Annotated in this window: 21 protein-coding genes and 1 pseudogene; 14 read left to right on the top strand and 8 right to left on the bottom strand. The window is 68.2% G+C overall.

Annotation, left to right across the window (positions count from 1 at the left end; all coding sequences use genetic code 11):
- Nucleotides 1–5: 5 nt before the first annotated feature.
- A complete protein-coding gene (gene tssK, locus KY501_RS05180) occupies nt 6–1,322 on the bottom strand; it encodes a type VI secretion system baseplate subunit TssK (protein ID WP_224361397.1) in 1,317 nt (438 codons plus the stop codon).
- Nucleotides 1,323–1,457: 135 nt separating this feature from the next.
- On the opposite strand from tssK, the gene KY501_RS05175 reads away from it, so the two are divergent.
- The 7 genes from KY501_RS05175 to KY501_RS05145 are packed head-to-tail and all read left to right on the top strand — an operon-like array spanning nt 1,458 to nt 10,892.
- Nucleotides 1,458–2,972 carry a hypothetical protein gene (locus tag KY501_RS05175; protein WP_224361396.1) on the top strand — a complete coding sequence of 505 codons (1,515 nt, stop codon included), beginning with the start codon at nt 1,458–1,460 and terminating at the stop codon, nt 2,970–2,972.
- A gap of 16 nt (nt 2,973–2,988) precedes the next feature.
- Nucleotides 2,989–3,984, top strand: coding sequence for an AAA family ATPase (locus tag KY501_RS05170; RefSeq protein WP_224361395.1), 996 nt, complete (start codon nt 2,989–2,991; stop codon nt 3,982–3,984).
- Between the two features lie 49 nt (nt 3,985–4,033).
- Nucleotides 4,034–5,836, top strand: a complete 1,803-nt coding sequence (locus tag KY501_RS05165) for a hypothetical protein (protein WP_224361394.1) — start codon at nt 4,034–4,036, stop codon at nt 5,834–5,836.
- 28 nt (nt 5,837–5,864) lie between these two features.
- Nucleotides 5,865–6,848, top strand: a complete 984-nt coding sequence (locus KY501_RS05160; protein ID WP_224361393.1) for an ABC transporter ATP-binding protein — start codon at nt 5,865–5,867, stop codon at nt 6,846–6,848.
- Nucleotides 6,845–8,320 carry an ABC transporter permease gene (locus KY501_RS05155; protein WP_224361392.1) on the top strand — a complete coding sequence of 492 codons (1,476 nt, stop codon included), beginning with the start codon at nt 6,845–6,847 and terminating at the stop codon, nt 8,318–8,320. The genes KY501_RS05160 and KY501_RS05155 overlap by 4 nt, the downstream gene beginning before the upstream one ends.
- Complete coding sequence (locus KY501_RS05150) at nt 8,317–9,177, top strand: DUF58 domain-containing protein (RefSeq protein WP_224361391.1); 861 nt, start codon at nt 8,317–8,319, stop codon at nt 9,175–9,177. The genes KY501_RS05155 and KY501_RS05150 overlap by 4 nt, the downstream gene beginning before the upstream one ends.
- On the top strand, nt 9,174–10,892 hold the full coding sequence (locus KY501_RS05145) for a vWA domain-containing protein (RefSeq protein WP_224361390.1): 1,719 nt from the start codon (nt 9,174–9,176) through the stop codon (nt 10,890–10,892). Before KY501_RS05150 ends, KY501_RS05145 begins: the two co-directional genes overlap by 4 nt.
- Before the next feature lie 4 nt (nt 10,893–10,896).
- On the opposite strand, the gene KY501_RS05140 is transcribed toward KY501_RS05145, so the two are convergent.
- Complete coding sequence (locus tag KY501_RS05140) at nt 10,897–11,811, bottom strand: DUF3396 domain-containing protein (RefSeq protein ID WP_224361389.1); 915 nt, start codon at nt 11,809–11,811, stop codon at nt 10,897–10,899.
- A gap of 166 nt (nt 11,812–11,977) precedes the next feature.
- Here KY501_RS05140 and KY501_RS54210 point away from each other — a divergent pair, with 166 nt between their 5' ends.
- Nucleotides 11,978–12,277, top strand: a complete 300-nt coding sequence (locus KY501_RS54210) for a hypothetical protein (protein WP_373691558.1) — start codon at nt 11,978–11,980, stop codon at nt 12,275–12,277.
- Between the two features lie 37 nt (nt 12,278–12,314).
- Nucleotides 12,315–13,895: a serine/threonine protein kinase gene (locus KY501_RS05135; protein ID WP_224361388.1), complete on the top strand. Its 1,581-nt coding sequence runs from the start codon at nt 12,315–12,317 to the stop codon at nt 13,893–13,895.
- A 22-nt stretch (nt 13,896–13,917) separates the two neighbouring features.
- On the opposite strand, the gene KY501_RS05130 is transcribed toward KY501_RS05135, so the two are convergent.
- A complete protein-coding gene (locus KY501_RS05130; RefSeq protein ID WP_224361387.1) occupies nt 13,918–14,829 on the bottom strand; it encodes a DUF3396 domain-containing protein in 912 nt (303 codons plus the stop codon).
- Complete coding sequence (locus KY501_RS05125) at nt 14,826–15,404, bottom strand: hypothetical protein (protein WP_224361386.1); 579 nt, start codon at nt 15,402–15,404, stop codon at nt 14,826–14,828. Before KY501_RS05125 ends, KY501_RS05130 begins: the two co-directional genes overlap by 4 nt.
- A 679-nt stretch (nt 15,405–16,083) precedes the next feature.
- On the opposite strand from KY501_RS05125, the gene ku reads away from it, so the two are divergent.
- The 5 genes from ku (at nt 16,084) to KY501_RS05100 (ending at nt 22,066) form a co-directional block, all read left to right on the top strand.
- Nucleotides 16,084–16,977, top strand: coding sequence for a non-homologous end joining protein Ku (gene ku, locus KY501_RS05120; protein WP_224361385.1), 894 nt, complete (start codon nt 16,084–16,086; stop codon nt 16,975–16,977).
- Nucleotides 16,978–17,048: 71 nt separating this feature from the next.
- On the top strand, nt 17,049–17,216 hold the full coding sequence (locus KY501_RS05115; protein ID WP_224361384.1) for a hypothetical protein: 168 nt from the start codon (nt 17,049–17,051) through the stop codon (nt 17,214–17,216).
- Nucleotides 17,217–17,476: 260 nt separating this feature from the next.
- The gene (locus KY501_RS05110; protein ID WP_224361383.1) at nt 17,477–18,280 is read left to right on the top strand and encodes a DUF5011 domain-containing protein; all 804 of its coding nucleotides are present in this window, start codon (nt 17,477–17,479) and stop codon (nt 18,278–18,280) included.
- Between the two features lie 108 nt (nt 18,281–18,388).
- Entirely contained in the window at nt 18,389–21,163 is a 2,775-nt protein-coding gene (locus tag KY501_RS05105) for a VWA domain-containing protein (protein ID WP_224361382.1), read from the top strand.
- Nucleotides 21,164–21,274: 111 nt separating this feature from the next.
- Complete coding sequence (locus KY501_RS05100) at nt 21,275–22,066, top strand: hypothetical protein (protein ID WP_224361381.1); 792 nt, start codon at nt 21,275–21,277, stop codon at nt 22,064–22,066.
- 132 nt (nt 22,067–22,198) lie between these two features.
- On the opposite strand, the gene KY501_RS54205 is transcribed toward KY501_RS05100, so the two are convergent.
- The 4 genes and pseudogenes from KY501_RS54205 to KY501_RS05085 form a co-directional block, all read right to left on the bottom strand.
- Complete coding sequence (locus KY501_RS54205) at nt 22,199–22,972, bottom strand: peptidoglycan-binding protein (RefSeq protein WP_444881606.1); 774 nt, start codon at nt 22,970–22,972, stop codon at nt 22,199–22,201.
- A 240-nt stretch (nt 22,973–23,212) separates the two neighbouring features.
- Nucleotides 23,213–23,620: pseudogene (locus tag KY501_RS54550) on the bottom strand (C39 family peptidase); the annotation flags it as partial.
- Nucleotides 23,621–24,040: 420 nt separating this feature from the next.
- Complete coding sequence (locus tag KY501_RS05090; protein ID WP_224361379.1) at nt 24,041–24,610, bottom strand: expansin EXLX1 family cellulose-binding protein; 570 nt, start codon at nt 24,608–24,610, stop codon at nt 24,041–24,043.
- A 235-nt stretch (nt 24,611–24,845) separates the two neighbouring features.
- Nucleotides 24,846–25,562: an expansin EXLX1 family cellulose-binding protein gene (locus KY501_RS05085; protein WP_224361378.1), complete on the bottom strand. Its 717-nt coding sequence runs from the start codon at nt 25,560–25,562 to the stop codon at nt 24,846–24,848.
- Nucleotides 25,563–25,600: the final 38 nt, after the last annotated feature.

Genomic DNA, 25,600 nt, shown 5'->3' with positions numbered 1-25,600 from the left:
GGTCGTCACTCGTTGTTGCGGATGAGCAGGGAGACCTCGGCGGGAGCGTGGACCTCTCCCGGCTCGAGGATGTTTTCGAGCACCAGCGCTTCATCCGGGCGGATGAAGGCGGAGCTGGACTCCAGTGAGAACAGGAGCGCGCCAGGGCGAGGCACCAGGCCCGGGCGGCTGTCGACGAGCTCGCGGCGCACCCCGAGCGTGCGGGTCTCGCGCATCGCCCGGTGGCGGCTCTCAGAGCCGATGCGGCAGCCCGCCATCCATCCGAGCAGCTGCTGGCGGGTGGTTCCAGGCCGGCCGCGCACTTCGAGCAGCAGCTCGCGGGTCACCCACTGGGAGTGGAAGCGCGTGGTGAAGCCGCCGCCCTCGGGCTGGAAGGGGATGCGGGTGTAGGCCTCGGAGACGCCCTGAGCCAGGGTGCTCTCGATGAAGGAGAAGACGGCCTGGAAGGCGCGCCGCGGGTCCTGGTGCTCATAGGCGGGAAAGAGGGGGGGGATTTGGCTTTCGCCCAGGGGCGCCAACTGGCCCGCCAGGGTGCACAGCGCCAGGTAGAGATGGAATGGATGGGGCGTGCCCGTGCGCAGCACGGCTTCGAAGGCCGGCAATCCCGCCACCAGCCAACGCAGTAGCCGCTGGGTCGCGGCGTGTTGAGCGGGCTCGCCCTGCTGGGCGCGGAGGTCCTCTGCCAGGCTGGCGGCCTTGTGGCGGATGCGCAGCGTGAGCTGTTCGCACTGTGCCCCCAGGGGTGAATCGAAGGCCACCGCCAGCAACGGGGAGAGATATTCCTCCACGCGGAAGGATTCGTGGTCGCGGCGGATCTCGATGAGTGGGAGCGCGCTGTACCCGGCGGGAGGAATGCCCGCGAACAGTTCGAGCCGTGGCTGGAGTTGCGCGATGCGCAGGGGCATATCCCCCGTGCTCTCATCGGCCAGCGGCTCGCTCGTGGTGGAGACGAAGCGGCTGGGGCCGGGAGTGCTGCGCCGCTCGGACGCCACGGCGACATGCAGGCGCTGCGGGCGCTGCCAGTCCACACCTTGCAGGCTGCCGAGCGCGAGCATCAGCTCGTCCCCCTCGCTCGAGCGGTGGGAGACGATGAGCCCGTCAGGAAGAATGGCCTCCAGCTCCAGCACCCGGAGGGTGCCCGCGCTCAGGAGTGAGCGGTCGTACTGGAACTGGCTCACCCCCCAGTGGAAGGGCATGGCCAGCCCCAGGTGGAGCTGAATCAGTGCTTCATAGCGGCGGTCCTGCTGCTGGAAGTGCTGAGGAGCGAGCAGCATCCCCTCATGCCACTGCACCGCAGCGGGCAGATCGTGAGCACGCGTCATGATGATGTCCCCGGGGCCACTGCTGAAAGCGGCCCTCAATTGCCGTTGGAGGGGGCCGGGGTCGGATGTGACGCGGCGGAGTGCTTCAGGCGGCTTGTGGAAGTCCCTGCGAGTGACCGACACTCGGGGTTGCCCATGGCCGTCAGTGAAGAACGCCGCTTCCAGGCTCTCGTGCTAGCGCCCGTCCGGCGGGTGCAGCGGCGTCTCAACGCGGTGGCCTGGGCCGAGGCGGGCATCGGCCCGATGTGGGCCGCCGTCACCGCGTGTGTCGTGGCTCGCCTGCTTCTGCGCGACATTGCCCTGTGGGCCGCGCCCGCCTTCTTGCTGGGAGGCGGTGCGTGGTGGGGATTCCGCGCTCGCTACCGAGGCGTCTCGCTGGAGCAGGCGGCCGTGCTCGCCGACCGTTCGGCCAATGCGGGCGGGCTGCTGCTCACCCGCCTGGAGCGCCCTGTCGGGGAGTGGGAGCTCTCCGTCAACCAGTACGCCCGTGCCGTGAAGCCTCCCGAGGTGCGCTGGCTCCGTCCCGTGGGCGCTCTGCTGGGTGCGCTCGTGTTCCTGGTCGTGGGCTTCCTCCTGCCGCTGCCTGCACCCTCCGTGCGCCACATCAACGCCGCCGCGGCTGCGAAGGTCGCCGCCGTCCAGGCCAAGGCCGAGGCGCTCGCCAAGGAGGAGCCGCTTGGCGCTCCCATGGAGGAGGAACTGCGCCGGCTCGCCGAGGAGGTCGCGGAGGGCCGTTTCGACTCCGCGGATTGGGAGGCCGCTGATGCGCTGGACAAGAGGGTGTCCGAGCGCGCCGCCGAGGCTGCCGCGGAGCTGGCTGGAGCCTCCGAGGCGGCTCGGGAGCTCGAGGATGCGCTGGGCGCCGCTGGAGATGCGGAGAGTGCTTCTCGTGAGCGCGAGGAACTGGAGCGGGCCCTGATGGCACTGTCACAGGGTGAGGGAACGCCGGGAGAGAACGGGGCGCAGGGCCAGCGTGAGGCCAATGGCGAGAGCGGCTCGAATGAGCAGAGCAGCGCCGCGGGAGATGGGGGCACGGGGACGAGCGGCCAGCAAGCTTCGCAGGGCTCCCAAGGCTCTCAAGGCGCGCGGAAGACGGCCGCTGCGCAGGCGGGAGGAAATCTCGATCAGATCTCCGACCTCCGCCGTTCGTTGGAGCGTCGGCAGCAACAACTCCAGGACCGCTTCGACCAGGGGAACTCCGGCCAGCGGATGAGCGCTCGACGGCAGTCCAGAACGGAGCGCCAGGGACAGGGGCAGGGGCAAGGCCAAAGACAGGGACAGGGACAGGGACAGGGTGAGCAAGGCGATGGACAGGGCGAGAGCAATGGGCACGTGAGCCGCTCCGTGCGACAACAAGGGGATGGCGCGGGTGTCGGGCGTGGAGGGGACAGCCGGCCGCTCGTCTTCGGAGATGCAGCGGCGATGGATCCCAACCGCCTCAAGTTCCAGCCGCTGCCGGAGGGCCAGGGAGGCGAGGCGAGCGAGTTGTGGGGCCTGAAGGCCGCGGATCCCCAACACGAGGGTGTCACGGTGACGCCCTCGGCGGCCCGGGGGCCGGGAGTGCAGGGCGATGCAACGCCGGGGTACTCCACGGGCCCGCTGCTCCCGCGCAACCGGGAGCTGGTGAAGCGGTATTTTGGAAGAGAGTGAAAAGAGAGGAGCGGACGTGTCTGAGCTTCTGAGTCCCGCCGAGGTGCAGGGGGCGGCGGAGGTTGCAGCCCAATTGAAGAAGGGCCTCAACCAGGTGCTGCTCGATCAGGAGTCCGTCGTCGAGCAGGTGGTGGTCGCGGTGCTCGCCCGAGGCCACGTGCTGCTCGAGGGCTTGCCGGGACTCGGCAAGACGGAGCTGTGCAAGGCGCTCGCGCGGCTGCTCACGCTGCCGTTCCGCCGTATCCAGTTCACTCCAGATCTGCTGCCCGGCGACATCACCGGCACCTATGTGTTGGAGGGCGAGGGTCGCCGCGAGTTCACCTTCCGAGAGGGCCCCCTCTTCGCCAGCATTGTCCTCGCCGACGAGATCAACCGCTCCAGCCCGAAGACGCAGTCCGCCTTGCTGGAGGCCATGCAGGAGCGGAGCGTCACTGTGCTCGGGCAGACGCGCTCGCTGCCGGATCCCTTCTTCGTGCTGGCCACGCAGAACCCCATCGAGCTGGAGGGCACCTATCCGCTGCCCGAGGCCCAGCTCGATCGTTTCCTCTTCCGTGTCCAGGTGCCGCCCGTGGGAGCCAAGACGCTCAGCACGCTGCTCACCACCCGCGTGCGAGGCGCGCCGCCTGCGTTGCCGCCCGTGCTCGACGCGGAGGCCCTGAATCGGCTCTTCACCGCCACGGATCGGGTGCATCTGCCCGTGCCCGTGGCGGACTTCATTGGCCGGCTGGTGGAGGCCAGCGATCCACGCCAGCCCCAGGCACCGGACGCCGTGCGGCGGTTCGTCCGCTATGGCGCCTCGCCTCGCGCGGCCCTGGGACTGGCGGCCGCGGGCCGGGCGCTCGCGCTGCTGCGCGGCAAGCCCAACGTGGGGTTCGATGAGGTGGTCGCCGTGGCGCCTGCGGTCCTCAACCATCGGTTGGTGCTCGCCTATGAGGCCTCGCTGGAGAAGGTGGGCTCTCCGGATGTCATTCGCGCGCTGATCCAGTCCGTGCCCGAGGTGCCGCGTGCGTAGGTGCCTGAAGCCCTGGCTTCTGTGGGTCTCCCTCCTGAGTACGAGCGTCGTGCTCGCGGACCCGGAGCCTCCGCCCCCTCCTCCTCCGGCTGAGGAAGTCACGGAAGACGCGGAGACAGGAGACGAGACGGAGACCGTGGAGCAGTCCGTGACGCCGGAGGAAGTTCCGGTGCCTCCCGCTCAGGTGGAGGACACGGCCGAGGAGCCCAGTCGTTCCGGCTATGCGGACTCGACGGGCAACCTGGAGACCCTGGACGACTCGGATGGGCTGCGCGTCACGGTCCGTGGCGGTGCCTTGCGCGCGAAGCGTGGTTACACGCCCCTGGAGGTGACGCTGCAGAACACCGAGTCCGTGCCGCGCTCGGTGCGCCTCAGCTTCCAGGGGTACGGCGCGGGTTCTCCCGCCACCGTGCGCGCGGTGGAGCTCGGCCCGCTCCAGCGGATGATCACGTACCTGCTCGTTCCCGAGCCCGTCCAGTCCGGGATCCTCACCGTGGAGGGCCCCGACATCCGCCCGCGCACCAACGGCATCTACATGGACGAGGCCAACGCGATCGCTACCCTGGTACTGGGCACGTCCAAGGCGTTCGAGGCCAGCACGGGCATCGGCCGCGCGGAGGAGAGGGCGACTCCGCAGGTGAATGCCCGCTTCATGTCCGCGCAGGATGCGCCCCGTGAGCTGGCTGCCTATGCCGGGTATCCCGCGGTGATGGTGATCGAGGATGTGGCGTCCGTGCCCGCGGAGCTCTGGAGCGTCCTGGAGAACTACGCGGCGGTGGGCGGCTCGCTCCTCATCGCCCGGCCGCCTCGCGATGTGACACAGCGCCTCCCGTTGTTGGCTCGCGAGCCGAAGCGCGAAGTGTGGAACCCGTATGGCTTTGGCTTCGTGTATCTGTGCCAGGCAGGGACGCACGACTGCGGCGCCGCGCTGCTGGCGTCCTCCGAGGAGCGCAAGCTGCAACTGGAGCCGATCGGCCCCGCGCCGAGCTGGGAGCCCGATCGCTATTCCCTGCGCGGTGGCGAGCAGCCGCTGCTGCCCAATGCGCTGGTTCCAGTGGGGCGCTTCCTCGTCCTCATCTTCCTGTTCTCGTTGGTGGTGGGCCCGGGAGGGCTGATGCTGGCGCGGCGCAAGGGACCGGTGGCGCTGCTGATCGGCGTGCCGGCGGTGGCGCTGCTCACCTGCCTGCTCATCGTCGCGGACTCGGTGCTGGGAGACGGCTTCATCACGCACGCCTCGCGCTACAGCTACACCTGGCTGGACCGGCCGAGAGACCGGCTGGTGACGGCGTCCCTGGCGAGCTACTACGCCAACCTCGCGCCCGACGAGGTGCAGTTCCCTTCCACGGGAGTGTTGATGGCCCCGGAGGAGCTGAATGACTGGCGGGTGGATGTGAGCTGGACGGGCGGGGGCATGGTGGCGGACGGCCTCATTCCCTCGCGAACCTATGTGGAGTGGGCGGAGCTGGCGGTGCTCCCCACGCGGGCCCGGCTGGTGGTGCACGCGGAGGGGGAGGGCTGGAAGGTGCAGAACGCGCTCGGGGCGCCGCTCCAGGGCGGCTTCATGAGGGTGGGCCGGAAGGAGTACACGCTGCCCGAGCTCGCTGACGGCGCCGAGGGCATGGCCATGGAGGCGCACCCCGAGCCGGGTGAGGAGGTCGTCCTCAAGGTCGTGAATCCTCCCTCGTCCGTGTCGCGCCGCGTCAAGGGCGATGCGGCCAACTTCGTTCTCCCGTTGCAGGAGGGGGAGTTCGTGGCTCGGCTCGGAGGCGCGGGTTTCTCGCCGCTGGCCACGCTGCCCGTGCAGCTCCACGAGGGCATCCATTACATCCGCGGGCAGGTGGACCAGCCATGAGCACCGCGAGCAGAGTCGAGGTGAGGCGATGAGCCTGTTGGAGGTGAAGCAGCTGCGGCGCGACTACGGGGCGCTGCGCGCGGTGGATGAGGTGTCCTTCGAACTGGAGGCGGGCACCATCCTGGGCTTCATCGGGCCCAACGGCGCGGGCAAGAGCACCACCATGCGCATCATCGCCACGCTGGACACTCCCACCTCGGGCGAGGTGCTGCTGGACGGCCAGTCGCTGGTGGACGCGCCGGACAAGGCTCGGCCGTTGATCGGCTATATGCCGGACCGGTACGGCACCTATGACGACGTCACCGTGTGGGAGTTCCTGGACTTCTTCGCGCGCGCCTACGGGCTCAAGGGCGAGGCGCGGAGGAAGCGCGTGGCGTCGGTGATGGAGTTCACGGGACTGTTGCCGCTGAAGGACAAGCTGACAAGCGCGCTGTCCAAGGGCATGAAGCAGCGCGTGGCGCTGGGGCGGACGCTGCTGCATGATCCGAAGCTGCTCATCCTGGACGAGCCGGCGGATGGCCTGGATCCGCGCGCCCGCATCGAGCTGCGGGAGCTGCTGCGAGCGCTGGCGGACCAGGGCAAGGCGATCCTCATCTCCAGCCACATCCTCACGGAGCTGGCGGAGATCTGCGACACGTGCGCCATCATCGAGCAGGGGCGGCTGCTGGCCACGGGCAAGGTGGCGGACCTGCTGGCGCAGAGCCATGCGGGGAGCGCGGGGGGCGAGCTGATGATCCGGCTGGCGGCGGGCGCGGAGGGACAGGCGGCGTACGAACGCGCGGAGAGGCTGTTGTTGGAGCAGCCGCGAGTCGGTCAGGTGGTGCAGGAGCCCGGGGCCCTGCGCGTGCGGTTGGAGCTGGAGTCTGGCGCCACGCGGACGCAGGTGGATGAGGCGGCGGCTCGGCTGCTGGCGGCGCTGGTGGGAGCGGGCGTGCCCGTCTGCGCCTTCAGCCTCCGGGAGCTGAACCTGGAGGATGCGTTCATGACGGTGACGAAGGGGAGGGTGGCGTGAGCGCGACCGCGGAGACCCTGACGAAGGCGCCGCTGGGCGAGCGGCTGGGAGATCGGATCAACCCGCTGGTGGTGAAGGAGATCCGCCAAGGACTGCGCACCCGGCTGTTCTGGGTGTGCTTCGGGCTGATGCTCGTGGCGTGCGTGTTGCTGTCGCTGACGGCGTACGCGGACGTGCGGGACGGCGGCTATCGGCCTCGGGGGAACTTCTACTTCTTCACCTTCTTCGTGTGCCTGGGCCTGGTGCACTTCTTCGTCATCCCCTACAGCGCGTACCGCTCGCTGGCGCGCGAGCGCGAGGACGAGACGTGGGTGCTGCTGGCCCTCACCGGGCTGGGGCCGCGGCGCATCCTTCGCGGCAAGGTGACGTCCTTCCTGGCGCAGGCGGCGCTGTACGCCTCGGCGGTGGGGCCCTTCCTGCTGTTCAGCTATTACCTCAACGGCATCGATCTGCCGACCATCCTCGTGGTGCTGGCGCTGGGAACAGCCTGGCTCGTGTTCCTCACGGTGCTGGGCGTGTGCGCGGCGACGCTGGCGGACGGGCGGCTGGGGCGCGCCTTCGTACACTTCCTCGTGCTGGGGGTGCTGGCCGGTGGGGTGGCTCAGGGCCTGGGGATCGCCTTCGCGCTGAGCGAGGGAAGCTCCCGGCTGATGCGCGAGCGCGAGCTGCCCTACGTCATCGGCGTGGCGCTGTGGTTGATGCTCAGCTACGGGTGGCTGCTGTTCGAGGCGGCGGCGGCCCGGCTGTCGTTGATCACGGAGAACTATTCGCGAGGCCCTCGGCGGGCGCTGGTGGCGCAGATGCTGATCAGCGCGGTGGTGGTGGTGTGGATCTGGTGGAAGCAGGGGATGGATCGAGACATTTCTTCCGTGGCGGGAGTGGTCGGGTGTCTGCACCTGACGGTGGCGGGTGTCTTCGTCATCTCCGATGTGGATGGACAGGCCCGGGCGCTCCGGACGCAGACGCGGATGTGGAGCCTGCTGCGGCCAGGGGCGGTGCGCGGCTTCCGGCTCATGGTGCTGCTGCTCGTGGCGTGGTCGGCCTTCTGCGCGCTGCTCGGCATGGGCTCGAGCATGCAGAGCAACTGGCGCACGTTGCTCCACATCACCGTGGCGGCGGCGGCGTACCCCCTGCTGTACTTCTCGGTGGCGCTGCTGGTGGCGAAGATGCCGCGCTCGGATCGGTTCGCATCTCCGGCGGCGGTCCGCATCCTGTTCGTAGCGCTGGCGGGCCTGGGCTCCGTGCTGCCTCCGTTGATGGCGCTGTTGATCGATGAGCCCGCGAACAATGGCCTCATCAACCTGCTCAACCCCACCGTCGGGCTCGTCTCCTTCGGAGAGCATGACTACCGGATGGACGAGCCGAAGATGCCCGTGGGGTTGCTGATGTTCCTCTGTGGCGTGGCCTTGCTCTCCGTCTTCGCCGCGGATCGGGCCCTGGTCGAGCGCGAGCGGCGGGTCCACGCGTCGTGAGCGGGGCTGCGGATGAAATCGAGGTGGCGAGGCTGGCGCCAGGGCTCGCGCTGGCGCTGCCTCGGGTGCCTCACCGGGGGCAGGTGGGCGAGGTGCGTGCCTCGTCGGCGGGCGCCTCGTTGGAGCTGCATGACTTCCGCGTCTACCAGCCAGGGGATGACCTGCGGCAGGTGGACTGGAACGCGGTGGCGCGCACCGGTGAGATGATCCTCCGCGTGCGCCAGGAGGAGGTGTCTCCGCGCCTGGAGGTGGTGGTGGATGCCTCGCGCTCGGTGGCGCTGAGTCCGGCGAAGGAGGCGCGGGCGCGGGAGCTGGCGTTGCTGGCCGTGGAGGTGGGCGCGCTGCAGGGGTTGTCGCCCACGCTGCTCACCACGAGCTCCCGGCCGGAGCGGGCGCAGGGCCAGGTTTGCCGCTCGGCGCTGCGGGCGGTGGCCTTCGATGCGAGGGATGATCTGGCCGCGGCCTTGGGACGGACGCCACCCCTGCGCCCGTGTGGCCTTCGGGTGGTGGTGAGCGATTTCCTCTTCGAGACGGACCTGTCGGCACTGGTGGCGCGGCTGTCGCGAGGAGCGTCGGCGCTCTTCCTGGTGCAGGTGCTGGATGCGGAGGACCAGGAGCCGTCGGGAGGCGAGGGGGCTCGGCTGGTGGACGCGGAGAGCGGCGCGGCGCTGGAGGAGTTGCTGACGGAGGAGGTGTTGGCGGCCTACGCTCGCCGCTTCGCCGAGCACCAGCGCACGCTGCGGGCCGCGGCCGTGCGGGCGAAGGCGACGCTGGTTACGGCACCGGCTCCCGAGCCGCTGAGCGCACTGGTGAGAGGCCCCTTGCGACCGCTCTTCCTGGCGGGAGGCAGCGCGTGAGCTTTGGCTTCCCATGGGGGCTGCTGGCGCTGGGAGCGCTGGTGCCGCTGGCGGCGGCGTACTTCCTGCGGCGGAAGCAGAAGCCGGTGACGGTGAGCGCGTTGTTCCTGTGGCGCACGCCTCGGCCTCGTGCGGAGGCGGGCCCGCGCTTCGAGCGCTTCACGCGGGAGTCCTCCCTGTTGCTGGAGGCGCTGGCGGTGCTCGCGGCGGCGCTCTTCCTGGCGGACGTGCGTTTCAGCGACGACACGCGGGCGAGGCACGTGGTGCTGGTGGTGGATGGGAGCTTGTCGCTCTCTGCGCGGGGAACGGATGGGGTGACGGTGCTGGAGCGCGTGCGCCGCGAGGCTGCCAGGCGGGTGGAGGAGGAGCGCGCCACGCGGGTGACGGTGCTGGCCAGTGGCTCCACGCCGCGAGTCATCGCCGGTCCGGAGGCCGAGCCTTCGAAGGCATTGGGAGCGCTGGAGTCGTTCCAGGCGCTGGGCGCGGACCACGACGTGACGGCCACGCTGTTGTGGGCACAGGAGCTGGCCGGGCCTGGGCGGTGGGTGCACTTCTTCACGGATTCCATGCCGCAAGAGGGAGCCGTGGTGCCTCCCGCGGTGCGGTGGACGGCGCTGGGAGCGCCTCGGGACAACGTGGCGCTGGTGTCCGCGCAGCGGCGGGACGAAGGCGCGAAGGCCACGGTGACGCTGCGGGTGGCGCGGTTTGGCGGACCGGAGACAGTGGAGGTGCGGGTGCGCGCGCAGCCGGGCCCGGGAGCCAAGGAGGGGACGGAGCAGCGCGAGCAGGTGCAGCTCCCGGTGGATGGAGCGGCGACGGTGCGCTTCACCTTCGAGAACGCGGGAGATGTGGAGGTGTCGCTGCCCGAGGACGCGCTGCCGGAGGATGGACAGGCGCGGCTGGTGCCGTCGGCAGTGCGCCCGGTGCGAGTGGCGCTGGCCGAAGGGTTGGATGCGCCGGCGCGACAGGCACTGGAGCGCTTCCTGGTGGTGGCGCCGGAAGTGGAGACGGGGCCGGGCGAGGGCGCGTTGCTCATCGGTCCTCGGGGAACGGACGCGAAGGTGACGCTGGGAGCGGGCGGCACGCTGCGCACGTTCCTGGGGCCTTTCTTCTCGGAGAAGGGGCATCCGTTGCTGGACGATGTGCAGCTCGCGGGCGTGAGGTGGACAGCGGGTGAGAATCCACCGGGGCATGCGCTGATCACCGCCGGGGATGCGGTGCTGCTGTCCGAGGAAGAGGGGCGTGTCCACCTCAACCTGGAGCTTTCTCGCTCCAACCTGCAGCGCACACCGGCATGGCCGGTGCTGCTGGGCAACGTGCTGCGCGAGGTGCGTCGCGCGCGTGAGGGTTTTCCGCGCAGGCAGCTCACGCTCGGAGAGCCGCTGCCGGTGGTGACGCAGCCGGGAGCGCGCTACACGCTGGTGGGGCCATTGGGAGAGAAGCCCGTCTTCGGGGCCGGTGCGCTGACGCTGCCCGCGCCGCTGGTGCCTGGCCGCTACACGTTGGAGCGTGACGGTGAGCCCGTGGACGTGACGGAGGTCCTGTCACTGGATGCGCACGAGTCCGACCTGCGCGGACGCGGCAGCGGCGAGCGGGAAGCGCAGACGGAGGAAAAGGATGAAGGGAGCGCAGGCTCGTCAGGCCGTGCTCGCTGGCCTCTGCTGGTGTTGCTGGGAGCGCTGCTGGCGGACTTCTACGTGACGAGGCGGCGGTAGCCTCCTACAACTCGAGGAACCGGCGTTCCCACTGGCGGATAGCATCTCCGCGGAAGCAGGGCATGGCATTGCGTGGGTTGTGAAAGAGCCACGGTTCCATCAGGCGTGCCAGTTCACGGTAGGCGGGAAGGTTGTCGCCACGCTCAAGGTCGCCAGCTTCAGGCCACTGGCCCAGCGTGATGAGGACCCTGTCACCCGCGAGTTCTTGCACAGTGGTTTCAGGTGAGAGGAGTCGTGAGCGCAGAGCTGGGAGGCCGCCGGCCTCGGCAACAAGGGGTTGTCCGAGAAAGGTGAGCCATGCAGGCCCTCGAAAGCGGGCGCCCAGTGTCCAGCCGAGAGCCTCCAGGTCGGGGATATCGATGCCTGGGTAGCGGAAGCAGTACGGAGTGACTTTTTCCTCGACTCCTGCCACGTCGAGCTCACCGTTGAATGACAGGCCCCCGTAGCCGGAGCAGAAGGGAAGGGGAGCTGCCAGTTCGAGCGCCAGCTCGCGGATACGCGCGGGGCCCTGCTCCTCGAGGAATTCGGTGGGGAGCCAGAAGCTCATGGCACAAGTGGCATCACGCGTGTCGCGCCACGGTTTGTCATCACGGTCCTTGCCGAAGTACGAGAAGCGGTAAGCAACCCCATCCGGTGCGTCATGGAGACGGATGATGGGCCAGCGTTGTTCTTGCAGCGCCCGGTACGTCACTGCCCAGCCCGCATCATCGAGCTTCTGGAATTCTCCAGCCTCGTCGGCGTACCAGCTGAGTGCCTCGTGTCCCACCGTGCGTACGTAGGTTTCCAAGGCGGCCCTCACGGCTTGGGCCACTTCGACATGAGTGCGACGCAGGAAGAACGTCAGGCTCAAGCCCTCACGCACGATGGGCGCACTAAAACCCGCTTCGATGCGGATTCGCGGATAGTGCCCTCCACTCATTCCAGAACTCCCCAGCGAGGCAGGACGCGGAAGACGTTGTGGCTCAGGAATCTCACATAGATCTCCCTCTGGGTGAGGCCTCCATACGGATGGTCTTGGGGGTACTGCCGCCAGGGAGGGGGCTAGGGCTTAGCACACCCACTCCGGAGACCCTGTCCAGTGCCGTATGGGAGAAGGAGGAGGGGAGTACAGACTCGATAGGCCAGCCTGCTGGCTCCTGCTGGTGTTGCTGGGGGCGCTGCTGGTGAACTTCTACGTGATGAGGCGGAGGTGGCCTCGTACGCCTCGAAGAGTGAGACCCCTCCATGGCTGGCGTCTGCGCGGGCGGCGGCGATGGAGCGAACTTGTAGGACAAGCATACAAGTTGGCGCAGTCCGCGCCCGGAGGGGTCTCTTCGGCTTCTGCTCGTGTCAGCCTCCACCGGTCAGATGCTTTCAGAAAGACCTGTGAAGTAGGCTTCGGTTGAGCAACCTGGAGTGCTCACCCCCGACTGGAAGGGCTCGATGGGAGCGCGGTTTCTCAGGAAGGATGCGGATCCGAGCTTCGTACCCTTGGGGACGAGGATTGGAGCCTGGCGGGTCACGGGTTTCCGAGGCCGAGGCACATACGGCTCTGTGTACAAGGCAGTCCGAGAGGGGCACGAAGAGGCAGGGCCCGTGGCCCTCAAGCTGGCCGTGTACCCGCGGGATCCGCGCTTCGAGCGTGAAGCCGTGCTGCTCTCGCGCATCCGCCACCCCAGCGTTCCACGGCTGCTGGAGGCAGGGCAGTGGAAACACGCTTCCGGCTTCATGCACCCCTTCCTCGTGATGGAGTGGATCGACGGAGAGCCTCTCTACACATGGTCCTCGCGGCGCAACGTCTCATCGCGTCAGGTGATGCGGCTGCTGTCGCAGGGAGCTGGGGCGCTGAGAGCCACGCATATGGCGGCCAACGCCGTGCACCGGGACGTCAAGGGGGGCAACGTGCTGGTTCAGCCAGTGAGCGATCGGCTCTTCCTGATGGACTTCGGATCGGGGCACTACAAGGGGGCGGAGCGGTTGACGGACGCGCCTGTACCGCCAGGCACTCCGGCCTACATGAGCCCGCAGGTCTGGGACTTCGCCCGGCAGCACGGACATCTTCCCCTTGCCCACTATGTTGCTCGGCCAGCCGATGATGTGTTCGCCTTCGGAGTCATGGCCTATCGACTCGTGACGGATGAGTACCCGCCCATGGCGGACTCCAGCTTGGCCGAGAGCCAGTGTTGGCGGCCGGGAGGAGGTGGACCCCGGCGACCAAAAGAGCTCAACCCCCGAGTGGATCCCGAACTCGATGCGCTCATCCTGCGCATGCTGTCCGTGATGCCCGAGGAACGGGTCGGTACGGAGGAGATCGCCAAGGCGCTGGGGCGGAGAGCTGAACAGGCAGGGCCTGGGGCGGATGTGCCGTTGTTCGAGTGGGAGACGCTTCCCCGTTCGGAGTGGCCACCGGAGGATGCACAGGACAGCCGCCTCGTCGGACACCGTGTTCGCCGGCGAGAGCGAGAGGAGGTACAGGCCGTCCTGCAGGCGGATGCCACGGCACGAGCGGATGTGAAGCAGCCGAAGGTGGAAGCTCCCACGCACGATGAATCCCCCAGGGAGAGCACGGCGCTTCGAGAGAGGATGCAGACCTGGCTGCCCTGGCTTGCGGTGGGGGCGGTGTGCGCCGTAGCGCTGTGGCATCACGGGACCGGGCCTGGACGTGCGGAAACGGAGTCCCCACAGGCCCAGGGCTCGTCCGATGCAGGTGAGCGAGATGGTGGAGTCGTCTCTGTCGGAGACACCGCGCTGACTTCTTCCTCCTCTTCCGTGAAGGAGGTCGCCGGGAGCCCTGCTGAAGGAGTGATAGCGGTGGATTCACCGCCGAAACCTCTGCCCGGGCAGCTCAAGCCAGATGCGAATGGCCACTGCCGCAAGGGACAGAGCGCGATCAACGGTGGATGTTGGTTGGAGGCGAAGGTGTCGCTCGACGACTGCCCAGGGAACGGGTTCGCATACAAGGGCGGCTGCTACGTCCCGGTCTTCCCGTCTTCACGAGAGCCGACCTCCGCTCCCAGAAAATGATCAGAGCCCTGGTGGCGGCGCCTCAGTCGAGAAAACGGCGCTCCCACCGGGAAGCATCTTCTCGGGGGATACAGGGAGTGAGGCCACGTGGGTGCTGGAAGAGCCAGGGTTCCAGCACACGTGCCAACTCGCGGTAGGCAGGAAGGTTGTCACCGCGCTCGATATCCCCAGCTTCGGGCCACTGGCTCAGCGTGACGAGCGCCCTGTCGCCATCCAGTTCCTGGACAGTCGTACCCGGCGAGTGAAGCCGGGCCAGCAGCGAGGCAGATCCACCCAGTTCCTCGAGTACGGGCCGTCCCAGGAAATTGAGCCAGTGGATGCCGGCAACTCGGGTGCCTATTCGCCACGAGTGAGCGTGGACATCGGGAAGGTCGATGCCTGGATAGCGGAAGCAGTAGGGGACGACTTCTTCACCGACTCCTGCCACATCGAGTTCGCCGTTGAAGGACAACCCTCCATGTCCCGAGGAGAAGGGAAGGGGGTTGGCCAACTGCAGAGCGAGTTCTCGGACGCGGCTGGGGCCATTCGCTTCCAGGAACTCCGTGGGGAGCCAGAAGGTCACCGCGCAGGTTGCGTCTCGCGTATCAGGTCGAGATTGATCTTCGAGATCCTTGCCGTGGTACTCGAAGCGATATCGACGCTCGGCAAGAAGGTCATCGTAGAGTTGGATGATGGGAAAGGGGTCCTCGAGCAGTTCACGCCGAATACGCTTCCAGCCAGCGTCATTCAACTCCCGGAACTCGCCCTCATCATCGGAGTACCAGCCGAGAGATTGGTTCCCTATGGCGTCCAGGTAGATCTCCAAGGAGCGGATGACCCCGGGGAGCGTTTCTCCGCGGTGGCGGCGGATGTGGAAGGTGAAACTCAGGCCCTCGCGAACCATGAGCCGATCAAATCCAGCGCTGATGCGGATCCTCGGGTAGTGCAGGCTCATCTCACGACTCCGATGCGAGGGATGATGCGCAGGGGCTCCACTTGAAGAATCTCCTCGTACAAATCTCCTTGGTTTCGTCCATGGTAGGCGTGCCCTTTCGGGTACTTACGCCATGGAGGTTCTCCTCCGTTCACGCATGGAAACTTGAAGTCGAGGACGGCTTGAACGTGGAGTGGGTTGCCCGTGTGGATGACGACGTCAGGCTCGATGCTGCCGTACAGCTGCGCGCTCTCACCTGCTTCCAACAAGGCTTTCACTCGAGCAGGAGAGAGGTACTGCACCTCTCCGGTAGCTGGGTCGACTCGGTAGCGCGGGGAGAGAGAGAATCCGCCAGGTTTCATCTCTCCGAGCTTCGTCATGGCGCACCGGAGCGCGATCTCATGCTGCTCGCTGCCCAGTCGCATGGCGCGCGTGATGGGCTCTCCTTTCCTATCCACTTCGACGACCTCGTCGCACTCCGCACGAGTGGGACTCCTGCCGTCGAAGTACTTGAGAAGAACCTCGGACCGAGCTTCGTCTGCGCACCTGTACAGACTCTCCAGGAGGTTCGCCATGAGGGTGGCGTCGATGGTCACCTGGATGACCTTGCCCGCCGCGGCGATGCTGAGCGCAGCGCTCTGGGCTGCCGAGACAGGGGGAGGAAGAGGTGGCGGTGGCCTGGCCGCAGGAGCTGTCGGGACGGCGGGGAACTGCTCACCGGCTGGAGGAATGCACAGCCTGGGATTCTGCCTGCAGCCGCTGGTGGCGGAGTCGAGGCTCTGGGAGTAGGTCCCGGATGAGCGGGGGGCAACGGTCCCGCAGGCCGTCAGCCACAGTCCCAGGTAGAGCCCCAGCCGGAAGCGGCGTCCAGCGGGCGCATCGAAGCGTCTCATGCACAGAGAGGATGGGCTCATCGTGTTCAGGCACGGCTTAGCACACCTGCTCTGGAGCCCCCGTGGTGAGTCATCAGCTCGGTGAACGCGAAGGGTAGAGTTCCCAGGCCCCACCGAGCCCCACCTGCCACGGTGGCGGATCCGTTCCTCCGTGAACGCTCCATCGCCTGGAACCAGCGGGTTCACTCGCTCCCGCTGTGAACTCCGCCCGGAACCGAAGTTCAGTGCGATCCGATGATCAGGGTCGTCTGCTTCCCGATCGAAAAGGCACCTGGGAGGTTTGCCGCGAAAGGGGATCGGATCGAGCTTTCTGGCGTCGGTTCGTCGCATCCGAAGCCGATTTCTCGGCCTCGGCGCGATTTCGACCCAGAGGAGGCAGTACATGGCACGCCCCATGTGGAAGGGCTCGGTCAACTTCGGTCTCGTCAACGTGCCGGTGCGCATGTACCGCGCCGTCTCCCCGAGGGACATCCGCTTCCACCAGCTCCACGAAAAGGACAAGGCCCGCATCCGCGAGCGCCGCGTCTGCGAGGCCGAGGGCGTCGAGGTCCCCTATGAGGAGATCATCAAGGGCTATGAGATCTCCAAGGGCGTCTACGTCACCATCACGCCCGAAGAGCTCAAGGCGCTCGCCCCCAAGGGCACCTACGCCATCGACATCGAGGACTTCGTCCCCGGAGGCGATATCCACCCGCTCTTCTATGACTCGCACTACCACCTGGTGCCGGAGACGAACGCCGCGCGCGCCTACGCGCTGCTGAGCCAGGCCCTGGAGAGCTCCGGCCGCGTGGGCGTGGGCCGCGTGGTGCTGCGCACCCGCCAGTACTCGTGCGCCGTGCGCCCCAATGGACCCGGGCTGATGCTCTCCACCATGAACGACGTGGACGAAGTCATCCCCCTCGAACAGATCGACGGGATGCCCTCCCACATGCCCAAGGTGAACGCTCGCGAGCTGGCCACCGCCGAGCAGCTCATCGAATCGCTCAGCGCCTCGTTCGAACCCGAAAAGTACCGGGACGTCTACCGCGAGCAGCTCGAGGAGGTGCTGCGGCAGAAGGCCGGAGGCGCGGAGATCCGCCCCTCGCCCACCGCGGTTCCCGAGTACTCCGCGCCCGCCAACCTGATGGACGCCCTGAAGAAGAGCCTCGCGGCCGCCAAGCGCACGCGAGACCGGGAGGAGGTGGCTGCCCCGCCCCTGCGCTCCCCCCGGGCCACCGGGACACGCCGGGTCCGCAGCCAGGCGGCGGCCCGCACCTCGCGGCGGCGCAAATCCTGAGGGCCCAACGTCACAAGCTTGCCAGACACGCTCTTTCTGGGTGACCCCGAGCCGTCACAAGGAGACGTGCCATGCGCAACACCAAGACCCCCGAGAAGAGCATCGAGCAGCAGATCGTCCCCAGCAACTCCCTGATCGAGATCGGCCCCGACGAGCTCCGCGCCGTCGTGGGCGGCCGCAAGCCTGTCGTCGAGATTACCATCAAGCCCGACGGCACCATCGTCATCGTCCAGAAGTAGCGCTTCACCTCTCGGCCCACGGTGGGCAGGTGCCCCTGGACCACCGTGGGCTTTCTGGACAGTGGAGGCTCGCCCTCGCGACGGAGACAAGCGTCGCGCTCCGCGCAGAGTCCTGGCGCTCCACGGATCCACTGAAATGTGCTCGACACAGGGAATTCACGAAGCATTGTTGAACGCGGCCGTCGTGATGACCGTCCCCCCCGCTCCCGGCCTGACCCTCGGGAGCGACCGCCGACTGGCTGAAACCGTGGGGGATTCACATGACGAAACGCAGTGTCGTGGGTGCTGTCTTCGGAACACTTCTGGCCCTGGGAGCCCTACCCGCCGCCGCAGATGACGCGAACCCAGAAGGAGCGCAGGCGTCTCCCAGCCCGCTGGGCCTCGAGTGCACGACGAACAGCGACTGTGACGACGGCAGCGTCTGCACCGTGGATACCTGTACCGCGGGGGTGTGCAACCACACGCTGCAGGCCTGCTACAACGGCCAGACCTGCGTGCCGATGCCCATCCGCGGAGAGGAACTGGCCAGCCCGCTGAGCTGCACGCCGAACCCGAACGGCCAGCCCACGTTCGAGGGCCTGGGCCCCCAGTACATGACGCTCGAGTGTGGCGAGGACGTGTGGGTGGATCCGGGCGCGCGAGCGTGGGACGCGGACTGCAACCCGCTGACGGTGCACACGTACAACTCCGGGAGTGACTCGGCGGGCCCAGGCCCGAACACGTGCGCCGAGGGCACCTACCCGGTGCAGTACATCGCGTGGGATGCGCAGGGCCGGACGGTGGGAGACATCCGCTGGGTGACGGTGAATGACTCGAAGCCGCCCACCCTCAAGCTCAAGGGCTCTGAGCACATGACGCTCCAGTGCGGCAACGGCTATGTGGAGCCAGGCTGGGAGGCGTGGGATGCGTGCTACGGCAACATCACTCCCGAGGTGAAGGTGTACGGCTACCCGAACGGCTGGGTCGCCGGCACGTACACCGTCACCTATATGCTGACGGACAGCGGTGGGAACAGCGCGCCCACGCTCACTCGCACGGTGGACGTCATCAACTGCCCCTGGTGAGCCCTGCCACCGGCGCCCCGTGCTGGGATACGGGGCCGCCGGCTTGAGTAGAGGTGCTTGCGACGGTGGCTGCCCGAAGCCGTAGTAGAGTGGCGGCCACTCGTCTTGATGAGCTTCTCCCTGCCGCAGGCGTTGGTGCTGCTCGTGCCCCTCGGGCTCTTCCTCTGGAAGCGCGGGGCTCGGCCGGGCCTGCCCATGCTCTTGCGGTGGGGATTGCTGGTGCTGGCCGTGGGCGCGCTCGCCGGGCCCGAGCTCGTGCTGCGCGACGGCGGGAGCGATGTCGTCGTCGTGGTGGATCGCTCGCGCTCCATGCCGCTCGACGCCGACCGCGTGGCCTTGGAGCTGGTGAAGCTGCTCGAGGGCCAGCGCCGCCCTGGGGATCGGCTGGGCGTCATCGCCTTCGGGCGCGAGGCGCGGGTGGAGCAGCCGCTGAGCGCGGCGGGCTCTTTCGGTGGCTTCTCGCGGCAGGTGGACGCCGATGCCTCGGATCTCGCGGCGGCGTTGGATGCGGCGGGAGCCCTCATTCCTCCGGAGCGGACCGGGCGGGTGCTCGTGGTGTCGGACGGGCGGGCCACGGGCGCGGATGCTCGCGGCGCCGCGCGGAGGCTGGCCGCCCGAGGCATCGCCGTGGATTTTCGGCACGTGGCCCGGGAAGAGGTGCCGCTGGACCTGGCGGTCGTCTCGTTGGATGTGCCCTCGTCCGTGACGGCACGGGAGCCCTTCCAGTTCTCCGCGGTGGTGGTGGCCTCGGGCGCCGTCACCGGCACGGTGCGGCTGGAACGCAACGGCGAGTTGCTGGTGAAGGGGCCCTATGAGTTCCGTCCAGGGCCCAACGTGTTGCCCTTCCGGGACCTGGTGGAGAAGGAGGGACTGGCCAGTTATCGCCTCGCCGTGGAGGCTCCTGGGGACGGCGTGGTGGAGAACGACGAGGGCCGTGCCGTGCTGCGCGTGGAGGGGCCGGCGCGGGTGTTGCTGCTGACGCGCCAGCCGAAGGGCACTCTGGCCCAGGCGTTGGAGGCGGCGGGCATGAGGCTGGAGGTGCGCGAGCCCTTCCCGGTTTCGCTCGACGCGCTGGATGGCGTGGCGGCGGTGGTACTGGAGAACGTGGACGCCAACTCCCTGGGCGAGCCCGGGCTGAACGCGCTGGCCTCGTATGTGGAGCAGGCGGGGGGCGGGCTGGTGATGACGGGCGGGACGGACAGCTTCGGCCAGGGCGGGTACCGGCGCTCTCCGCTGGAGGCGGTGCTGCCGGTGTCCCTGGAGTTGCGCGAGGAGCAGCGGCGCACGGCGGTGGCCATGAGCGTGCTGATGGACTGCAGCTGCTCCATGGGGGCCACCGTGCCGGACGGGCGCACGAAGATGGAGGTGGCGGCCGAGGGCGTGGTGGGCGCGCTCACGCTCCTCAACGAGAAGGACGAGGCCTCGGTGGACATGGTGGACACCGACAGCCATGAAATCTTCTCCATGAGCCCGGTGAGCGAGGGGCTCCCACTGAACGAGGTGGCGCGCGGGTTCAGCGGTGGTGGCGGCATCTACGTGGGGGAGGCGCTGCGCCAGGGCAAGAAGCAGATCCTCCAGAGCGAGAAGGCCACGCGGCACGTGCTGCTCTTCTCGGACGCGGCGGACTCCGAGGAGCCGGATGACTACAAGGCGACCATCGCCGCGCTGCGCAGAGAGAACGTGACGGTGTCCGTCATCGGCCTGGGCACTCCGGCGGACTCGGACGCGAAGCTGTTGCAGGAGGTGGCCTCGCTGGGGGGCGGACGCATCTACTTCGCCCAGGATGCGATGAGCCTGCCGCGCATCTTCAGCCAGGAGACCATCACGGTGGCGCGCTCGGCCTTCGTGGACGTGCCCACCTCCATGGAGGGAGCGCCGGACCTGTCTCTGCTCGGGAAGCTCTCGCCGCAGGGGTTGCCTCAGGCGGGCGGCTACAACCTCACCTACCTCAAGCCGCGAGCCAACGTGGCGCTGCGCACGCTGGACGAGAACGCCGCGCCGCTGCTGGCGATGTGGCCGCGAGGCGCGGGGCGCTCTGTGGCCTTCATGGCCGAGGTGGATGGACAGTTCAGCGGCGAGCTGCGCCAGTGGAGCGGCCTGCGCGCGGCGCTGGAGAGCATGGTGCGCTGGTCCATGGAGGGTGGTGGCAAGTCCGAGGGCGAGGCCGTGGCCCGGGCGGAGCGGCAGGGCAACGTGCTGCGCGTCACGCTGGATCTGTCTCCCGGAGCGCCGATGCCCACGGCCCTGCCCACGCTGGTGGTGCTGCCGGGCGATGGGAGCTCCACACCGGTGGAGTTGCCGATGCGGTGGGAGGATGAGGACCGGCTGGCGGCCGAGTACACGCTGCACGGGCGCGGGACGTGGCACCCGGTGGTGAAGCTGGGCAATCGCGTCTTGAGGGCGCCGCCCGTGGCGCTGCCGTACGCCCCCGAGTTCGAGCCCGGCAGCCCCAAGGAAGGCAAGGTGGTGCTGACGGCGGTAGCGGCGGTGGGCGGTGGGGTGGAGCGGCTGTCCATGGTGGGGCTGTTCGCGGACGCGCCGACGTCCGAGGGCCGCGTAGCGCTGGCTCCCTGGTTGGTGGGCTTCGCGGTGCTGGTGCTCCTGGCCGAGGTCGTCGTGCGCCGCTTCTTCTCCGCGCCTCGGCTGCGCAAGCCGGTTCCCGCGAAGGGGGCTCGGCCCTCGGAGGCCCCAGCGATGGCGACGGTGGGGGCGACGAGTACGGCGAGTTCTTCAGTACGGTCCCGCGAGGAGCCGCGTGAGGCTCCCCAGGCTCGGCAAGACGCCGAGGCAGGGGAGAAACCACCGGAGAAGCCTGCGGGCGGCAGCGTGGATTCGGCGCTCGAAGCCGCGCGCGCCCGCTCGCGCAAGCGCCTGGGGCGATAAGAGGTCCGGGCGCGGCACGGCTGGGCTGGACTCCCACCTCCTCCCGGCTCTTCCGACATGAGGGCACGCAGCAGATGGAATAGGGTGCGGGGCTCCTCCGTCCATGAGGCCATGATGAACCGCATCCTTGGATTCGCCTCTCTGGGTCTGGCTGTCCTGGCACTCGCGGTAGCCCTCTCGGGTCCCCGCGAGGTGTCCGCCCCCTCCTCTTCCACCGAACCGCCGGCCGTCACCTCCTCCTCGCCGGACGTGAAGGCACTCGAGAAGCGGATGAAGGCGCTCGAGGACACGGTGGTGCTCCTGTCCAGCCGGGTGATGGAGCTCGAGCGCAGGCAAGGGGCTCCGGCCGGGAGCGCGGGTGGCACGGCGGGCGGAGCGGCCCCCGCGGGGCTCGCGCAGGAGGTGGAGGAGCTCAAGACGGAGATGCGAGGCCTGATCGCCGGCGAGGCGCTGAACTCCGAGGGCGGCCGCGAGTACCTCAAGGAGATGATGCGCTCGGTGCAGGACGAGATGCGCAACACCCAGCGCCAGGAGCGGCAGCAGCAGTGGGTCCAGGCGCAGGCCCAGGCGCAGACGGAGCGCTCCGAGCGCGTGCGCAAGTTCGTGTCTGACGCGGGTCTCAACTACAGCCAGGAGCAGGAACTCACGCGCCGGCTCCAGGACGAGGAGAGCCAGCGCCAGGCGCTGCTCGACCAGGCGAACGCGGGCGGCAAGTCGCCCCGAGATCTCCGCCAGGACCTGCGCACGCTGCGGAACCAGACGGACGAGGCGATGGCGAAGGTCCTCTCCGCGGACCAGAAGGCGAAGTACGACGAGATGAGGCGTGATGAGCGCGGCGGCCCGATGCGCCCGGGAGGTTGGCAGGGCGGTGGCCAGGGCGGCAGGCAGCCGGGCGGGCCCTGAGGAGCTCCCGCAAAGGCAACGGGGCCTGGAGAGTTTTCCAGGCCCCGCGCGGGTACTTCACCCGTTTCGCTGTCGCGAGCCCCGGAGCAGGGGGGATGAGACACTCCGGTGCTCACGCCTCGCGAGGGGAAATCAGCTCAGCACGCTCAGGGCGCGCCGGTAGTAGGCCTCGCGGCTGGCCAGCCCGTTGTAGCCACCGTTGATGCGGCGGGTGACTTCGCGGAAGTTGCCCGCGTCCGCGTAGGTGTTCAGGTTGCGGCTGTTCCAGAACCACGCCGCCGTGCGGAAGCCCACGTCCACGTCCGCCGCGCGCTTGGGGTTGTTCTCCAGGTCGATGCCCAGCGCCTTGCCCGCCGCGCGGTAGTTGGCGCGACCGGTCAGCTGGATGGGGCCACGGCCCTTGTACCGAACGCCGTCACCCGGGTGCGTGTTGCCCAGGTCCTTGCGGCCCTCGTACGCCGCGCCCGAGGCGATCTCCTCGAAGTAACGCAGCTCGCCGCTCTCGTGCGCCAGCTGCGCCAGGAACGCCGCCTGACGCTTCGGCGTGTTGATCTTCGCCTCCACCATCGCCTTGTTCAGGTGCGGCAGCACCTGGCGCGCCTTCGCGTCCGACAGGTTCGGCATGATCTTCTTCAGCTGCGCCAGCGACACGCCGCCCTTCACCGGACCCGGCGTGGGGCCCTGGACGGGGCCCGCGCCGCCCGTCTTCGCCGGCGTCTTCGCGCCCATCTTCTCGAGCGCCGCGCGCGTCTTCGGCCCGTAGTAGCCCGTGGCCGGCACGCCGTGCTTCTGCTGGAACTCCTTCAGCGCCGACTCGGTGCGGGGGCCGAACACGCCCGGACCGGTGTTCATCTCCTTCTGCGTCAGCGTGCCGGCCTTCACCAGCGCCGCCTGCAGCTGCTTCACCGCCGCGCCCTGCGCGCCGCGCTTCAGGTCGCCCGCCGGAATCGTCGTGCCCTTGAGCGAGGTGGCCGGCTTCGTCGTCGGCTTGCTCGGAGTGGCGGGCTTGCTCGGGGTGGCGGGCTTCGCCGTGCCCGGCTTCGGGTTGCCGCCGGAGAACGTCACCAACTGGCCCGTCGTCTTGTAGTTCTTCGGGCCGCCCACCAGCCGGTTGCCCACCTGGCGCAGGGTGATCTGCTTCCCGGTCGCCGGATCATTGGCGTAGTAGACGTTCTTGCCGCCCTCGCGGCCGCGGCCCGTCAGGGTGATCCAGTGGTCCGTGCCGTTGGAGCCGCCGTTGCTGCCGGCCTTGTAGTCCACGCCCACCACCACCGGACGGCCCACGTCCAGCTGCTTGTTGATGGTGTTGAAGTTCCACGCCGCCTTGCTGGCGCCCATGTTGCGCGAGGCCGCCGCCGTGCCCCAGATGAGCCCGTTGCCCGCGTAGCCGTGGTGCGTGTCCAGGTACTGATCCAGCTGCCCGGGGTTGATGGGCTTGCCGGAGATCTTGCTGACGGCCATGGCGGTGGCCGTCATCGCGCAGCCAGCCGCGGACAGGCTGGAGCTGGTGCCCAGGCGCCGGCTGCCCCACGCCGGATCTCCCTGGCGGTACATCGGCGTGCCGTCCTTCGAGGTGGGGTACTTGCGGCCCGTGCTGTCCTTCACCGGGCCACCGGCCGCCGCGGACGCAGGCTGCGAGGCCGGCTTGGACGTGGGCTTCGAGTCGAAGCCATCTCCGCCCTTGCCAGGAACCGTCAGCTTCTGGCCCGCCATGATGCGGTTGGGGTTGGAGATGTGGTTGGCCTTGGCCAGGGCCGAGACCGAAGTGTTGAAGCGCGCCGCGATGGCGCTCAGGGTGTCGCCGCTGCGAACCGAATAGGTGGACACGAGATTCTCTCCATTTGAGAACTACGTGCCTGCGTTTTCGGATGATTCGAGAATCAAGTTGCGTGATCGCGAAAAGAAATCGCGACTTTCTGCTCCCTGGGGCGTACGCAACGCGTCAACCCCAGGGATTTCGCGGGTTTGGAGTGGTTATTTGAACTGCGCGGCCCCGTCGAAGTTGGCCCCGCCCCAGGCCGCGCTCTGGATGGTGTCCTCGAGCGTCTGCCCGTCCTGCGCCGTCACGCGCACGCGCAGTGGGTCCTTGCCCAGACCGCTGGGCTCGACGAAGTAGTTGTACTGCTCGCGCTTGATGGTCACCCAGCCGCCGTTCCTCTGATACTCCAGCTTGGTGATGGGGATGATGTGGTTGCGCACCTGGATGGCCGTCCAATACTCGGAGCTGCCGTCCTTGATGTGGTAGCGGATGGGGCCCTGCACCGGGCAGGAGACGTACTGCCAGGTGACGTCGGTCTGGAGCATCTCCCCAGCGCCCACCGCATCCAGTCCCTGGGGCGTCAGGCCCACCTGGGACACGGCGCAGTTGGAGCAGCTGTCCACCACGCGCATCAACACCTTCTTCCCACTGGGGCCTTCAATCTCCATGCACGCGCCGCACATCGAGGACTCGGCGTAGTCCGTGGGGCTCAGCGCCACCACGTTCAAGTCCTCCTGGCTCACGTCGTAGCCACAGTTGCCCGTGCCATCCGACGCGATGCGCACGGCGATGCTCTTTCGCTCAGGCGCGAGGGGAGAGCCTGAGCCAGAGGAACACGCTGCCAGGTTCAGCAGGCCAACGGCGAACACCAAAGGGAGTGACGGAACGTTCTCGAAACGCATCTAGGGAGAACCTCGCTGAGAGGGGGGGGGAATTTCGATGATAACCCGTTCTCCTCACAGTTCGGACGTGTAGGGTTTGCTCCCATTGATACATGGCTCACACGTACTCGTTGCAACTTCATTGCAGAGAGAACTGTGCAGCTCCGTCGAAGATCTTCTCGGCTTTGATCTCAGGAAGGGTGTCGACGAGCTGCTGTCCATCTGTAGCGGTGATGCGAATCTTCACTGGGCCTGGACCGATGCCGGAGTTGGCGACGAAGTAGTTGTAGTCCTCGCGCTTGATCTCCACCCACGAGCCGCTCTTCTGGTACTCGAGCTTCTTGATTGGGAGCCGGTGGTTGCGCACCTGGATGCCGACCCACCACTCGGAGCTGCCCTCCTTGATGCGGTAGCGCACCGGGCCCTGCACGTTGCAGCTGATCAACCGCCACTGCGTGGTGACGCGCCCGTCCTTCACCGGGGCGATCTTCGAGAAGGCCTGCTCGCTCAGGTCCAGGTGGCCGGCGGGGCACTCGGGGCAGCTGTCGACGATGCGCACGCGCACCGTGCCCTGAGGTCCCTGCACCTCCGCGCAGGCGCCGCACATGGCGCTGTTATCAAACTCGGGTTTATCCATGGCGGCCACGTCCATGTCATTGGGACTGGCGTCGTAGCCGCAGTTGCCCGCGCCCGTGGCGTCGTACCAGGTGGCGATCCCGGCGCGGAAGTCGCTCAAGGGAAGGATGTCTCCTTCCAACTCGCCGGGTGAGGTGGACGAGTCGGAGCACGCCGCCAGGGTCAACAGGCACGCCGCGATTCCGAGGTTCCGAAGAGAGAAGGGGAGAGAGGCTCGCATGAACAGGCTCCTTGGCCAGCTGTGTCGTGCTGGCGGGG

The sequence above is a fragment of the Hyalangium versicolor genome, assembly GCF_020103695.1.
In the GTDB taxonomy this organism is placed as follows: domain Bacteria; phylum Myxococcota; class Myxococcia; order Myxococcales; family Myxococcaceae; genus Hyalangium; species Hyalangium versicolor.
This window is presented reverse-complemented; position numbering and strand designations above follow the sequence as displayed.